The organism is Pseudomonas sp. Irchel 3F6 (genome assembly GCF_900187595.1).
Classification (GTDB): Bacteria; Pseudomonadota; Gammaproteobacteria; order Pseudomonadales; family Pseudomonadaceae; genus Aquipseudomonas; species Aquipseudomonas siliginis.
The window spans coordinates 763,237-778,154 of record NZ_FYDP01000001.1 but is presented as its reverse complement, the minus strand read 5'-3'; the positions used below and the strand labels follow the sequence as shown (position 1 = coordinate 778,154).

Sequence of the window (14,918 nt, the reverse complement as noted above, 5' to 3'; positions counted from 1 at the left end):
TGCTGATTTAAGCGCGCCATTCATCGTGCATTTTCTTGACGCGCAGGCGTCGCTCTTCTTATCTCTACCTTACTACCCCCGGAATCACTACTGGGGCTGACCTTCCGGCACTCGCGAAATCGAGCAGCCGCGGTTCGCCCCGCTCTATTCGGTCGCCCCTCGTTCGGGGTAGGAGAGACGCCAAACTCGAGATGACGCATGCGCTTGCAAGGTAGACCTCCATGAAAACTTCACTGACCCCACATGAATTGAAAATCACTTTTTGCACAGTGTCAGGTTCGCTGTTGCTGTGCTCGTCCATGGAGGCGCATGCGGAATTTTCGGCGGATGAACCCGCGTGGTATCGCGCCGATGTCCCTGTGATGACCTTGCCAGTGACCGTGATAACGCCCGGACCGCTGCCATTGAGTCAGCAGAGTTCGCGCCTGATCACCGAAGATCTTGCCCCGTCTGCCTGGGACGAGCTCTACGGCAAAAGCGCCCGGCAAGCACAGACCGACGCACTGTCTTCCGGTTATGCGATGGCCGGTGGCGAGTTCAAAGGTCCGGCCGTGGTCACGTTGAAAAGCGCTAACGGGACTACCCAGACCCTTGGCCTCATAGGTGGCGACAATCAGGTCCAGCTGAATGCCGATGGTGCGCTGACCCGACGCGCCCTCGCCGACCGCAACACTGACAGCCTCAACCTGCAAGGCCAGAGCCTTGGCGCCTATTACAGCCTGGTCGGCGCGCAGGGCTGGCACGTCGACCTGTCGGCCAGCGGCGGTCGGGTCAGCGGTTTCAGTCGGACCCCGCAAGGCAATCGGCAAGCCACCGAAGGCAACGCGATGACCTTTTCCGTTGAAGGCGGTTATCCGATCGGCTTGAGTGACAACTGGGTGGTCGAACCACAGGCGCAACTGATCAACCAGCGCATCAGCCTCGACGCGCCTTATGCAGGCTCGGGCGACGCCTCGTCGACCGACCTGACCGCGTGGAGTGGCCGTGTCGGTGCGCGATTGAAAGGCAGTTATGACTTGAACGGGTTGCCTGTTGAACCCTACGTGCGCACCAACCTTTGGCACACGGTGTACACCGGCAGCACGGTGACCCTCGATCAGGTCGACAAGATCAGCAGCAGCCGCAAGTCTTCAACAGTGGAATTGGGCTTGGGACTGGTGGCGCGGGTCACACCGGCGGTAAGCCTGTACATGAGCGCCGATTACAGCAGCGATGTGGATGACAATGATCTGAACGGCATTATCGGCAGCCTTGGAGTGCGGATGCGTTGGTAATCTGCTGAACGCTGAAGAACCTTGTGGGAGCGAGCCTGCTCGCGAAAGCGGTGCCACCTTCAACATCATCGTTGACTGACATGGCGCCTTCGCGAGCAGGCTCGCTCCCACAGGTGCTAGCCCTGCGGCTTGAGAATCAACACCGCCAATGGTGGCAGGTTCAGTTCCAGCGACAACGACTGACCATGGCTTGGCACTTCTTCGGTCAACGCTCCGCCGCCATTGCCATAGTTGGAGCCGGCGTAAATGTCGGCGTCACTGTTGAACAGCTCGGTCCAGCGCCCGGCAAACGGCACGCCGACCCGATACGCCTGGCGCGGTACCGGGGTGAAGTTGGCAACCACCAGCACTGGCGAGCCATCCTTGCTCCAGCGCAACCACGCGTAAACGCTGTTGATCGCATCGTCGCCAATCAACCACTGGAAGCCCTGCGGCGCATCGTCCTGATCGTGCAGCGCCGGCTCTTCGCGATACAGCCGGTTGAGATCGCCAACCAGTTTCTGCACGCCCTTGTGCTCGGAATACTGCAGCAGGTACCAGTCCAGCTGCTGATCGTGGTTCCACTCGCGCCATTGGCCAAACTCGCAGCCCATGAACAACAGCTTTTTGCCCGGATGCGTCCACATGAAGCTCAGATAGGCGCGCAGGTTGGCAAACTTCTGCCAGCGATCGCCGGGCATCTTGTCGATCAAAGAGTGCTTGCCGTGCACCACTTCGTCGTGGGAAATCGGCAGGATGAAGCGTTCCGACCAGGCGTAGACCAGACCAAAGCTCAACTCGTTGTGGTGATGGGCGCGGTACACCGGATCTTGCTGGATGTAGTGCAGCGAATCGTGCATCCAGCCCATGTTCCATTTGTAGGCAAACCCGAGACCGCCCTGCTGGGTGCTCTGACTGACGCCCGGCCAGGCGGTGGACTCTTCGGCAATCACCAGCGCACCCGGCGCTTCCAGCTCAACCACGTCGTTCAAATGCCGCAGGAAGTCGATCGCCTCCAGGTTCTCCCGACCGCCGTGGCGATTCGGCACCCATTCGCCCGCCTTGCGCGAATAGTCGCGGTACAGCATCGACGCCACCGCATCGACACGCAGGCCGTCGATATGGAAGTGTTTCAGCCAGTGCAAGGCCGAGGCGAGCATGTAGCCGTGCACTTCAGTGCGGCCAAGGTTGTAGATCAGCGTGTCCCAATCCTGATGGAAGCCTTCCAGCGGGTTGCCGTACTCGTACAGCGCGGTGCCGTCGAACTGGGCCAGGCCGTGGGTATCGGTGGGGAAATGCGCCGGCACCCAATCAAGAATCACCCCGATGTCGGCCTGGTGACAGGCGTTGACGAACTCGGCGAACTGATCCGGCGAGCCATAACGCGCACTCGGGGCGAATTGCGAAAGCAACTGATAGCCCCAGGAACCGCCGAACGGGTGCTCCATGATCGGCATCAGTTCGATGTGCGTGAAACCCAGCTCTTTGACATAAGGAATCAGGCGCTCGGCCAGTTCCGGCCAGGTGTACTGGCGCGCGACCTCGCCGAGATCATCCAGCTCGCACTGCCAGGAACCGGCGTGCAACTCGTAGATCGACAGAGGTTTGGAGCGCTGCTGGCGATCCTGACGGGAATTCATCCAGTCGTGATCCTGCCAGTCGATCTGCAGGGGCGAGGCAACTTTCGAAGCGGTGTCCGGCGGCAGGCTGGTGGCCAGTGCCATCGGGTCGGCCTTGAGCGGCAAAATGCCGTGGGCACCAAGAATTTCGTACTTGTACAACTCCCCCGCTTGCAGGCGCGGGATGAACAGTTCCCAGACACCGGACGGATGACGCAGCCGCATCGGGTGGCGACGCCCGTCCCAGACGTTGAAATCGCCGACCACTGAAACACGGCGGGCATTCGGTGCCCACACGGCAAAGCGCACGCCGTCAACGCCATCAACGGTTTTCAGCTGTGCACCGAGGCAAGCGCTGAGGTCACGGTGATTGCCTTCGGCAAACAGATACAGGTCCATTTCGCCGAGCAACTGACCGAAGCTATATGGATCTTCGGCGACCTGCTCGCCACCGGCCCAGCGTGTGCGCAACAGATACGGTCGCGCCTGATCGAAATGGCCGACAAACAGCCCCGGCGTCTCGGTCATCTCCAGCGGGCCAAGCTCTTCGCCGCTGTCCTTGTCCAGCACCGCCACACTCAGCGCACCGGGCAGATAAGCGCGGATGAACTGCCCACCAGCGCCATCGCCGTGCGGGCCGAGAATGGAAAACGGGTCCTGATGTTCAGCGCGCACCAAAGCATCGATGTCGCGCGCCGAGGGTAACAATGCTTCCTTTACCACACCCTGTTCCTTGTTCGAGAAACTCATGACTACTCTCCACCAAGATCGGAAAAGGGTTTAAGCCCTGTCAATAATCCATACAAGCCGTGCAATGGCACGGGCAGCCACGTTGGGCGGTTTTCCGCCTCGTAGGCCACTTCATAAGCGGCTTTTTCCAGGCCGAACAACGCCAGTGCGGCGTCGGCACCCTCGGGATCCTGCCAGGCATGCTCAAGACTAGCTGCTGCCTCGCGGTATGCCTGGACAAATGCCTCGCGTGCCTCACGCAGATAACGATCGGCGACCCGTTTGCGCGCCGCTTCGGCTTCGACGCTGTTATCAACGTTATGCACATTGATGGTCATCGCCGCTGCGTAATCGAACGAACGCAGTACGCCGCTGACGTCCTTGTACGGGCTGTGTTTACCGCGACGCTCGCTCAATGGCCGCGCCGGTTCGCCCTCGAAGTCGATCAGGTAGGCGTCGCCCTTGATCACCAGCACCTGGCCCAAATGCAAGTCGCCATGCACCCGAATGCGCAAGCCGCCGGTGGCTTTCTTCGCCAGATCCTGCACATGGGCAAGAATGGTTTTCTTCTCGTCGAGCAGACGCTTGACCAGTTTCTGATCCGCCGCGTTCAACTCGCCTTGATGCTGCTTGAGCAGTTTCAAGGCGTGTTCGACCTGGGCGGTGACATCCTTGCCCGTCGCGGCCATGTCCTTGCTCGACGACACTTGCGGCGCGAAGTCGGCATTGTCGGTTGGCGCAGCGAGCACCTGATGCATCTCGCCCAGACGCTGACCAAGCATGCCGGCGAAGTCTCTCAGCTCGCCGAGGGCGTTGTAATGCTGCTCCTGCTCGGACATGGCGTCGGCTAGTTCATCGCGCAGCGCCCGTTCGAGGTTGTTCTGCGTCCATTCCCATGCGTCGCCCTGATTGCTCAGATAGCCTTGGGCGATCATCAGCAAGTTGTCTTCGCCTTGCGCGTCGCGGCGAATCACCGAACCAAGCAGTGGAGAGATATTGGCAAACCCGGCCTCGGTCAGGTAAGCGCTCATCTCCAGTTCCGGGTGTACGCCAGAAGCGACTTTGCGTATCAGCTTAAGCACCAGACTGTTGCCGATTACCACTGAACTGTTCGATTGCTCGGCCGACAGGTAGCGCACATCCGACTCGGCGCCGAGGCCGAGTTTTTCCAGATGATCTGTCTGTTCGAAGCGGATTTCGCCTTCGATCGACTCCAGTACGGTGTTGTTCTGCATGCCTTGCAGAACGGCGCGGACGAAGGTTTCCAAGGTGAACGCATCGGTGATCAGGCCGACCTGACGCACACGGCGTACACGCGAAAGCGCCAATTGCTGCGGCAATGGCGGGCCGACATGGTCTTCGCCAATGAAGCCGAACGGCAGCTGATAACGGTTGGTCTGGCCGCCACTGGTGACTTCGATTTCGCTGAGCAGCACTGGGTGCTGGGCGTCACCGAAGCGCACGCCGTAAGCCAGATTGACCTTCTCGATCGCCGCATCCTTGCCGGCAAACCAGCGACGATTCTGCAGCCAGCTCGGCAGGATGCTTTGCTCCAGCGTCGTACGTGACGGCGCTTCGAGCAGTTCTTCCATGCGCTTTTTCAGCACCAGCGTGGTGAAATCCGGCAGGCTCTGCGCCGGCTCGACGTGCCAGCTCGGCATCTGGTTTTCTGCCGCCAGTGCAAACCAATAGAAACCGTACGGCGCCAGGGTCAGGAGGAAATTCAACTGACCGATCGGCGGGAACGCGTTACCACCGAGCATTTCCACCGGCACCATGCCGACATACGCCGACAGGTCCAGCTCGACCGCTTGCGCACTGCGCGAGACGTTGGCCACGCACAGAATGATTTCGTGCTTGCCGTCGGCATCGGTGTATTCGCGGGTATAAGCCAGCACGCGACGGTTGGCCGGCGAGAGCATTTTCAACGTGCCACGGCCGAACGCTTTCGATTGCTTGCGCACGGCCAGCAGACGGCGCGTCCAGTTCAACAGCGAGTGCGGATCGCCGGACTGGGTTTCGACGTTGACCGACTGATAGCCATACTGCGGGTCCATGATCGGCGGCAGTACCAGACTGGCCGGATCGGCGCGGGAGAAACCGCCGTTGCGGTCGATCGACCACTGCATCGGTGTACGCACGCCATCGCGATCGCCGAGGTAGATGTTGTCGCCCATACCGATTTCGTCGCCGTAGTACAGCGTCGGCGTGCCGGGCATCGACAGCAGCAGACTGTTGAGCAGTTCGATGCGGCGACGATCGCGTTCCATCAACGGTGCGAGACGACGACGGATACCGAGGTTGATCCGCGCGCGACGGTCAGCCGCGTAGTAGTTCCACAGGTAATCGCGCTCGCGGTCGGTGACCATTTCCAGGGTCAGTTCATCGTGGTTGCGCAGGAAAATTGCCCACTGGCAATTCGCCGGAATTTCCGGGGTCTGCCGGAGAATGTCGGTAATCGGGAAGCGATCTTCCTGCGCGAGCGCCATGTACATGCGCGGCATCAGCGGGAAGTGGAAGGCCATGTGGCATTCGTCACCATTGACGCCAGCAGCGTCGGTGTCACCGAAATACAGCTGGGTGTCTTCCGGCCACTGATTGGCCTCGGCCAGCAGCATGCGGTCGGGATAGTTGGCGTCGATCTCGGCACGGATCTGCTTGAGGACGTCGTGGGTCTCGGGCAGGTTTTCGTTGTTGGTGCCGTCGCGCTCGATCAGGTACGGAATCGCGTCGAGGCGCAGGCCGTCGATGCCCATGTCGAGCCAGTAACGCATCACCGACAACACGGCTTTCATCACTTGCGGGTTGTCGAAGTTCAGATCCGGCTGGTGCGAGTAGAAGCGGTGCCAGAAGTATTGGCCAGCGACCGGATCCCAGGTCCAGTTGGACTTTTCGGTGTCGAGAAAGATGATTCGCGTGCCGTCGTATTTCTGATCGTCATCGGACCACACGTAGAAATCCCGCGCCGCTGAACCGGGCTTGGCTTTGCGTGCACGCTGGAACCACGGGTGCTGGTCGGAGGTGTGGTTGATGACCAGCTCGGTGATCACCCGCAGCCCGCGCTTGTGCGCTTCGGCAATGAAGCGCTTGGCGTCGGCCATGGTCCCGTAGTCGCTGTGCACGCCACGATATTCGGCGATGTCGTAACCGTCGTCGCGACGTGGCGAGGGATAGAACGGCAATAGCCAGATGGTGTTGACGCCGAGGTCGGCAATGTAATCGAGTTTGGCGATAAGCCCGGGAAAGTCGCCGATCCCGTCATTGTTGGAGTCGAAAAACGATTTGACGTGAACCTGATAAATCACCGCATCCTTGTACCAGAGCGGGTCTTTGATGAAGGCGGCTGCCTTGGGTTTCTTCGCCATGTGGAACTCCTGAAAAATTCTCTGATACACCGAGGGACTCGCAGTGGTGAGCCCCTGTGGCGAGGGGATTTATCCCCGTTCGGCTGCGCAGCAGTCGCAAATTGTTAACGCGGTGCAGCTTGAAAAAAGGGGCCGCTGCGCGCCCCAACGGGGATAAATCCCCTGGCCACGGAGGCGGTGCAAATGTTACGAAGCGGTAATCCGCCAAATCCCGAACGGCTGATACGCCGGATCGATGCGCATGAACTGATACTTGCCGTGCCAGTCCCAGCGATGGCCGTTCATCAAATCTTCGCCATGGGTGGTGGCATCGTCCGGCAGGCCCATTTCCCACAGCGGCAGTTCGAAATTCGCTTCCTGCACGTTATGCGGATCGAGGCTGACTGCGACCAGAATGAAATTGCTGCCATCGGCGCTGCGCTTGCCGAAGAACAGAATATTGTCGTTCCAGGCGTTATAGATTTTCAGGCCCAGATGCGTATGCAGCGCCGGGTTCTGCCGGCGGATGCGGTTGAGCTGGGCGATTTCGGCAATGATGTTGCCCGGTGCGGTGAAGTCGCGGACGCGGATTTCGTATTTCTCCGAATCCAGGTATTCCTCTTTGCCCGGCACCGGTGCCGATTCGCATAACTCGAAGCCGGAATACATACCCCACAGGCCCGAGCCCATCGTTGCCAAGGCAGCGCGGATGAGGAAACCGGGACGCCCCGACTCATGCAAAAACGCCGGGTTGATGTCCGGGGTATTGACGAAGAAATTCGGCCGGTAGCATTCGCGCCACGGCGACTGATTCAGCTCGGTGAAATATTCCGCCAGTTCGGCCTTGGTATTGCGCCAGGTGAAATAGGTGTAGCTCTGCGAATAACCGACCTTGCCCAGACGCGCCATCATCGCCGGCGTGGTGAAGGCCTCGGCGAGGAAAATCACTTCCGGATACAGCGTGCGCACATCGGCGATCAGCCATTGCCAGAACGGCAGCGGTTTGGTGTGCGGGTTGTCGACGCGGAAGATCTTCACACCTTCCTTGACCCAGCCGACGACGATGTCGCGCAACTCGACCCACAGACTCGGAATTGCATCCGGCGCATAGAAGTCGACGTTGACGATGTCCTGGTACTTCTTCGGCGGGTTTTCGGCGTATTTGATCGTGCCGTCCGGGCGCCAGTTGAACCAGCCCGGATGCTCCTTGAGCCACGGATGGTCCTGGGAGCACTGGATGGCGAAGTCGAGAGCGATTTCCAGACCGTGATCGGCGGCGGCAGCCACCAGCCGGCGGAAATCTTCACGGGTGCCGAGCTGCGAGTGAATCGCCTCGTGGCCGCCCTCTTCGCTACCAATCGCATACGGGCTGCCGGGATCATCCGGGCCAGCAGTCAGGGAATTGTTGCGGCCCTTGCGGTGGGCGCGGCCGATCGGGTGAATCGGCGTGAAGTACAACACGTCGAAGCCCATGTCCTGAATCATCGGCAGACGCGAGTGCACGTCGTTGAAAGTGCCGTGACGCTGGGGATCGTCGGTGATCGAGCGCGGAAACAGCTCATACCAACTGGCGAACTCGGCGAGTTCGCGCTCGACGTCCATGGGGAATTCGGCGCTGATGCTGAGGTAGGCGCGGTGATCAGCCTGGGCCATCAGCTCTGCACTGCGCGAGTGCAGAAACAGCGCAACCTGCTCGGTTTCGAGCAGGCCGGACAATTCATGGTGCAGCGCGGCGAGCTGCTCGCTGAGCTGACCTTCGCTGCGTTCTGCGGCTTGTTGCACCATGGTTCGGCCTTCCTGCAGCTCCAGGGAAACCGGCACAGCAGCGTTGTGCTTCTTTTCCAGTTCGTACTGGAAGCTGGCGAAATGGTCGATCCACGCTTCGATGCAATACAGATAGCGGCCCTGCTCTTCGGGGCGGAACTGGCCTTGCCAGGTGTTGTTGCCCTGATCGGACATGACCTCGGTCTGCCAGGTTTCCTGGCCTTCTTCGCGCCAGCGGATGCGTACGGCGAGCTTGTCATGGCCGTCGGCAAACACTTTGCTGGTCACCACCACTTCGCGCCCGGCAATCGACTTGACGGCAAACTGGCCGCCGTCGAGGGTCGGCATGGTGTTTTCGATGACGATTCGAGGCAGCAGCAACGCCTGCGACAATGGCATGTGCGGGTTGTAACTCAGCTCTGAAGGTCTTTCAGCAGTCATTGAGCATCTCTCCTTAACGCCCCAAGGACGCTCTTGTGCCGGAACAGTATTCGCGACAAAGCGCCGGCCCTGTCATGAACTCACTTAGGTTCCGAGCAACCGGCGCGGGGAAAAGTTCAGATGAAATTAACAAGACAAACCGGCGGATCGAATTTGCCGTGGCCGGGTCAACTCACTTAAGCACGTCCCACGCCATGTGCCATACGGAGGTCATCAGATGAACATCCCGATCCCGGCGGAAACGCCTGATCCGAACATCGACAAACCCACCCTGCCGGATACAGAGCCGCCACCGGTGCCCGAGCAAGAGCCACCCGGCACCACGCCACCGCCGAAAGAAGAGCCACCGAATACGATGCCGCCGGTGATCGTCTGACCCTGCCCCCCTGATAGTTCCCACGCGAAGCGTGGGAACTATCAGGCAACGACCATCAGCCGGCGGGAAGTCAGAGGTGGTCGTTCTTGTCGACATCCTTCTCGAACACTCTCACCACGTAAGGCATCACGCTGAAGATCGCCAGTGCCAGAATGGTACTGAGCAATGCCGTCGCTTCCTTGCCCAGCCCCGCCGCCACGCCGATCGCCGCCGTCATCCATAAGCCCGCCGCCGTGGTCAGGCCTTTGACATGGGCCTCGTCGCCCTGCTGATTTTTCAGAATGGTGCCGGCGCCGAGAAAGCCGATCCCGGCAATCACACCCTGCAAGACCCGACTCATGGCATCGGATTCTGCGCCCGAAGTCTGCGGCACCAACACGAATAGCGCAGCGCCCAACGCCACCAGCATGTGCGTGCGCACGCCCGCTGCCTTGCCTTTATGCTCGCGCTCAAATCCGAGTATCCCGCCGAGAATCGCCGCCATCAGCAGGCGTACGGTGATCCGGGTCATTCGCGAGGCGTCGCCGATATCGGCAAATTCGGCTTGCATCGTGGCCCACACTTCATCCCACCAGTCTTCCATCGTGCTTCCCTTGTTATTGGCTTGATAAGCGATGGACAACAGCGACCATTAATCGGTTGCGCAGAACGAACTGCGCGCTGCGTTTCCTAACGTGCAGACCTCACTTGAAAGGACTGCCGCCATGACCGTTCGAATCGATGAATCCAACCCTGAGCAGAAAGTGTGTTTTTTCACCGTCGAGCATGGTGAGGAAATCCGTATCTGCGACACGTTGACAGTCGAGACCGATAGCGAAAAAGCCATGTCGTTCGTGGAAATCGAAGGCAAACGCGCCTACATCACCGAAGCAGAAGCCGATGTCTTGACCGTCGCCGGGGCCAAGGACGGGCGCAAACATCTGAAGGCCGATGACAGTGATTCGGTGGTTTGATTGATCTCGATCAACACCCGGCGCAGGCGCCTGCAATAGGCGTTTGCGCCTTGCCTGGCAGGTTGCTTCAAGTTGTCGCAGGCATTGCGTCAAATCTCATCTGATCCGCTTTTTATTGCCAAACCTGAGTCTGTTCTGCAAACAGATCGGCGCTCATAGTGCATCGGCCTGATGGAGGCTGATGAGCGAACGAGCATGAGCGACCGAATCCCCGTCCGAACCGTAGAAGCAGCGCCGACGATAAGAAGCGTACCCGCGCGCCCACTGAAGGCGACTGCCGGATCCACCGACAAGCAAATCCACACCCGCAGTTTCACCGGCCTGTTCCGCAATCTGCGTTTAAGCGGTGCCGGGTTTCTGTTCCTGCTGTTCTTCGGCACCGTGTGGCTGAACTGGGGCGGTCGGCAGGCGGTGCTGTGGGATCTGGCGGAGAGCAAATTCCATATCTTTGGCGCGACGTTCTGGCCGCAGGATTTCATTCTGCTCTCGGCGCTGCTGATCATCGCTGCGTTCGGACTCTTCGCCATCACCGTGTTTGCCGGTCGCGTCTGGTGTGGTTACACCTGCCCGCAGAGTTCGTGGACGTGGATCTTCATGTGGTGCGAGAAGATCACCGAAGGCGAACGCAACCAACGGATCAAACTGCAAGCGGCGCCGTGGAGCCTGAACAAACTGGCGCGGCGCGCCGCCAAGCACACGTTGTGGCTGGCGATCAGCGTGATGACCGGCCTGACCTTCGTCGGCTACTTCACCCCGATCCGGCCGCTGGCTGAAGATTTGCTGACCCTGCAGATCGGTGGCGTCAGTCTGTTCTGGGTGCTGTTCTTCGCCGCCGCCACCTACATCAACGCCGGTTGGCTGCGTGAGGCAGTGTGCATGCACATGTGCCCGTATGCGCGGTTCCAGAGTGTGATGTTCGACAAGGACACGCTGACCATTGCCTACGACGCCGCCCGTGGCGAAAACCGTGGTCCGCGCAAGCGTGATGTGCGCCCGGTCGAAGCCGGCCTGGGTGATTGCATCGACTGCCAGTTGTGCGTGCAGGTCTGCCCGACCGGCATCGACATCCGCGATGGCTTGCAAATGGAATGCATCGGCTGCGCAGCGTGCATCGACGCCTGCGATTCGATCATGGACAAAATGCATTACCCGCGCGGCCTGATCCGCTACAGTTCCGAGCGCGAATTGCAGGGCGGCAAAACCCATCTGCTGCGTCCGCGTTTGATTGGCTATACGGCGGTGTTGTTGGTGATGATCGGAGCGTTGGCGCTGGCATTGATCGAGCGGCCGATGGTGTCGCTGGACGTGACCAAGGATCGCGGGTTGTTTCGTGAGAACGCCCAGGGGCAGATCGAGAACATTTATTCGCTGAAAGTGATCAACAAGACTCAGCAGCAACAGGAATACCGGTTGAGTCTGGTTGATGGCGACGGGTTTGAGTTGCAGGGCAAAACGGCATTGAGCCTGGCGCCCGGGGAGATTGTCGATGTGCCGGTGTCGGTGGCGATGACCACCGAGCGCCCGGCGAGCAGTTCGCAGACATTGAGTTTCAGGATTGAAGACAGTGACGAGCCGCAGGTATACAGCGTGGCGAAGAGCCGGTTTGTGGCGCCGATAAATCGTTGAGAATTTGGCATTGCTGCCCTCACCCCAGCCCTCTCCCGGAGGGAGAGGGAGCCGACCGAGGTGTCTGTCGCTATGCATCGACCTGAAAGACCGAGTCGATTATGGATTCGGCAAAGCACTGTCAGGTCGGCGTATTTCATCAGCATCCCCCAATCAGTCCCCTCTCCCGGAGGGAGAGGGAGCCAACCGAGGTGTCTGTCGCTATGCATCGACCTGAAAGACCGAGTCGATTATGGATTCGGCAAAGCACTGTCAGGCCGGCATATTTCATCAGCATCCCCCAATCAGCCCCTCTCCCTCTGGGAGAGGGCTAGGGTGAGGGCTCCTTCCCTGACACCCCACAAAATCAAGTCCACCAAGGCCCACCGATGAAACGCTACGAAAAATTCGCCGACGACATCGCTGAACTGATCCGCTCCGGCGTCCTCGGCCCCGGCCAGCGGGTGCCGTCGGTGCGCTACGCCAGCCAGACCTACGGCGTCAGCCCGTCCACGGTGTTCCAGGCCTATTACCTGCTCGAACGCCGTGGCCTGATCCGCGCCCGGCCGCGCTCCGGTTACTTCGTCAACGCCCATACGCCGAGCACATTTTCCGAGCCGGTGATCAGCAGCCAAGTCAATGAATCCACCGAGGTTGACGTCAGCGAACTGGTGTTCTCGGTACTCGATTCGATCAAAGACCCCAACACCGTGCCCTTCGGCTCGGCCTTCCCCAGCCCGACGCTGTTCCCGCTGCAACGCCTGTCGCGTTCCCTGGCCAGCGCCGCGCGGGAGATGGACCCGCGCATGGTCGTCACCGACATGTCGCCGGGCAATCCGCAACTGCGCCGGCAGATTGCCCTGCGCTACATGGTCGGCGGGCTGATGTTGCCGATGGAAGAATTGCTTATCACCAACGGCGCCCTCGAAGCGCTGAACCTGTGTTTGCAAGCGGTGACCGAGCCCGGTGATCTGGTGGCCATCGAAGCCCCGGCGTTCTACGCCAGCCTGCAGGTGCTGGAGCGCCTGAAACTGAAAGCCGTGGAGATCCCCGTGCACCCGCGCGATGGCATCGACCTCGGTGTGCTCGCGCAGACGTTGGAACGCCATCCGATCAAGGCCTGCTGGTGCATGACCAGTTTCCAGAATCCGATGGGCGCGACTGTGCCCGAGGCGAAGAAACAGGAACTCGTCGAACTGCTGCGTCAGCATCAGGTGCCGTTGATCGAAGACGACGTCTACGCCGAGCTTTATTACGGGCAACAGGCGCCAAAACCGGCCAAGGCTTTTGATACCGAAGGATTGGTCATGCATTGCGGCTCGTTCGCCAAAAGTCTCGCGCCCGGTTATCGCATCGGCTGGGTGGCGGCCGGGCGTTTTGCGCAGAAAATCGAACGGCTGAAGCTGATGACCTCGCTGTGCGCTTCGATGCCGGCGCAAGCGGCTATCGCCGATTATCTGCAACACGGCGGCTACGATCGGCATCTGCGCAAACTGCGTTATGCCCTGGAAGAACAACAGAGCGCGATGCTCGCGGCGATTGCCCGCTACTTTCCGGCGCAGACCCGGGTCAGCCAACCGGCGGGCGGCTACTTTCTATGGCTGGAATTGCCGGAGCAGATGGATTCGCTGAAGCTGTTTCAGATGGCACTGGCACAAGGCATCAGCATCGCGCCGGGGCCGATTTTCTCGCCGACCCAGCGTTTCAGAAATTGCATTCGCTTGAATTACGGCAGCCCGTGGACCGAGGAATCGGAAAAGGCCATGGAGACGTTGGGGCGGATTGTGCGGTCGTTCTGAGGGATAGATGTTGTCTGGACTGGCCCCTTCGCGAGCAGGCTCGCTCCCACATGGGGTCTGTATTCACAAATCCACTGTGGGAGCGAGCCTGCTCGCGAAGAGGCCGGTTTTAACACTGCAAACCCACCGGTTTACCGCCCACCCCCCAAATCAACAAACGTCCCGGTCGCATACGATGCCTTGTCCGACAGCAACCAGACAATCGCCTCCGCCACTTCATCCGGCCGCCCGCCCCGGGCCATGGGAATCGCCGATTCGAGCTTGCTGACCCGATCCGGGTCGCCGCTCAGCGCATGGAAGTCGGTATAGATGTAGCCCGGACGCACGGCATTGACGCGAATGCCCTCACCCGCGACTTCTTTCGACAGACCGATAGTGAAGGTGTCGAGCGCACCCTTGGATGCGGCGTAATCAACGTACTCGTTCGGCGAACCGAGGCGTGCCGCGACCGAGGAGACGTTGACGATGCTGCCGCCCTGCCCGCCGTGTTTGGGCGACATGCGCAGGATCGCGTGTTTGGCGCAGAGGATCGGCGCCAGCACATTGGTTTTCATGATTTTGAGGATGCGGAATTCGGACATCTCATCGACCCGCGATTTCTGTCCGACGGTGCCGGCGTTGTTGACCAGCGCGGTGACGCGGCCCAGTTCGGTGTCGACGCGATGAAACATCGCGATCACTTCGTCTTCGATGCTGACATCGGCGCGAACCGCGATGGCCTGCGCGCCCAAGGCTCGAACCTGTTCGAGTACGCTGTGTGCGGCCTGCTCATCCGACTGGTAGTTGATGCAGATCCGGTAGCCCTGTTCGGCTGCCAGCAATGCCGTAGCCGCGCCGATTCCGCGCCCGCCCCCGGTGATGACAATGACTTTATCCATGCTGGCCTTCCCCCACGTGCACACGTAACAGTCGGGGCCAAGAATAACTGCCATTCATGGCTTTTGCATGAGTTCTATGGTGTTTGCACAAGCGCCTTCGCGAGCAGGCTCGCTCCCACAAGGGAATGCGATCACCTGTGGGAGCGAGCCTGCTCGC

At 60.1% G+C, this 14,918-nt stretch carries 10 protein-coding genes; 5 read left to right on the top strand and 5 right to left on the bottom strand.

The window, feature by feature from the left end:
• The first annotated feature begins 221 nt into the window (after window positions 1-221).
• Window positions 222-1,274, top strand: coding sequence for an autotransporter outer membrane beta-barrel domain-containing protein (locus CKW30_RS03470; RefSeq protein ID WP_095179943.1), 1,053 nt, complete (start codon window positions 222-224; stop codon window positions 1,272-1,274).
• Between the two features lie 116 nt (window positions 1,275-1,390).
• On the opposite strand, the gene glgB is transcribed toward CKW30_RS03470, so the two are convergent.
• The 3 genes from glgB to CKW30_RS03455 all read right to left on the bottom strand — a co-directional run bounded on the left by glgB (window position 1,391) and on the right by CKW30_RS03455 (window position 9,150).
• Window positions 1,391-3,622, bottom strand: a complete 2,232-nt coding sequence (glgB, locus tag CKW30_RS03465; protein ID WP_095179941.1) for a 1,4-alpha-glucan branching protein GlgB — start codon at window positions 3,620-3,622, stop codon at window positions 1,391-1,393.
• Window positions 3,623-3,624: 2 nt separating this feature from the next.
• On the bottom strand, window positions 3,625-6,966 hold the full coding sequence (treS, locus tag CKW30_RS03460; RefSeq protein ID WP_095179939.1) for a maltose alpha-D-glucosyltransferase: 3,342 nt from the start codon (window positions 6,964-6,966) through the stop codon (window positions 3,625-3,627).
• A 186-nt stretch (window positions 6,967-7,152) separates the two neighbouring features.
• On the bottom strand, window positions 7,153-9,150 hold the full coding sequence (locus tag CKW30_RS03455; protein ID WP_095179938.1) for an alpha-1,4-glucan--maltose-1-phosphate maltosyltransferase: 1,998 nt from the start codon (window positions 9,148-9,150) through the stop codon (window positions 7,153-7,155).
• Between the two features lie 217 nt (window positions 9,151-9,367).
• Between CKW30_RS03455 and CKW30_RS27260 the strand changes: the two genes are divergently transcribed.
• Window positions 9,368-9,526 (top strand): hypothetical protein, encoded by a 159-nt coding sequence (locus tag CKW30_RS27260; protein ID WP_167351302.1) that lies wholly within the window; start codon window positions 9,368-9,370, stop codon window positions 9,524-9,526.
• Window positions 9,527-9,596: 70 nt separating this feature from the next.
• On the opposite strand, the gene CKW30_RS03450 is transcribed toward CKW30_RS27260, so the two are convergent.
• Window positions 9,597-10,109: an MgtC/SapB family protein gene (locus tag CKW30_RS03450; RefSeq protein WP_095179936.1), complete on the bottom strand. Its 513-nt coding sequence runs from the start codon at window positions 10,107-10,109 to the stop codon at window positions 9,597-9,599.
• A 121-nt stretch (window positions 10,110-10,230) separates the two neighbouring features.
• Between CKW30_RS03450 and CKW30_RS03445 the strand changes: the two genes are divergently transcribed.
• From CKW30_RS03445 to mapR, 3 genes are all read left to right on the top strand, one after another.
• Window positions 10,231-10,479, top strand: a complete 249-nt coding sequence (locus tag CKW30_RS03445; RefSeq protein ID WP_056785796.1) for a DUF3203 family protein — start codon at window positions 10,231-10,233, stop codon at window positions 10,477-10,479.
• A 195-nt stretch (window positions 10,480-10,674) separates the two neighbouring features.
• A complete protein-coding gene (gene ccoG, locus CKW30_RS03440) occupies window positions 10,675-12,105 on the top strand; it encodes a cytochrome c oxidase accessory protein CcoG (protein WP_095179934.1) in 1,431 nt (476 codons plus the stop codon).
• Between the two features lie 368 nt (window positions 12,106-12,473).
• A complete protein-coding gene (gene mapR / locus CKW30_RS03435) occupies window positions 12,474-13,883 on the top strand; it encodes a GntR family transcriptional regulator MpaR (RefSeq protein WP_041480995.1) in 1,410 nt (469 codons plus the stop codon).
• Between the two features lie 131 nt (window positions 13,884-14,014).
• Here the strand turns inward: mapR and CKW30_RS03430 are convergent, their stop codons facing one another.
• Window positions 14,015-14,761: an SDR family oxidoreductase gene (locus CKW30_RS03430; protein ID WP_041480996.1), complete on the bottom strand. Its 747-nt coding sequence runs from the start codon at window positions 14,759-14,761 to the stop codon at window positions 14,015-14,017.
• Window positions 14,762-14,918 lie beyond the last annotated feature (157 nt).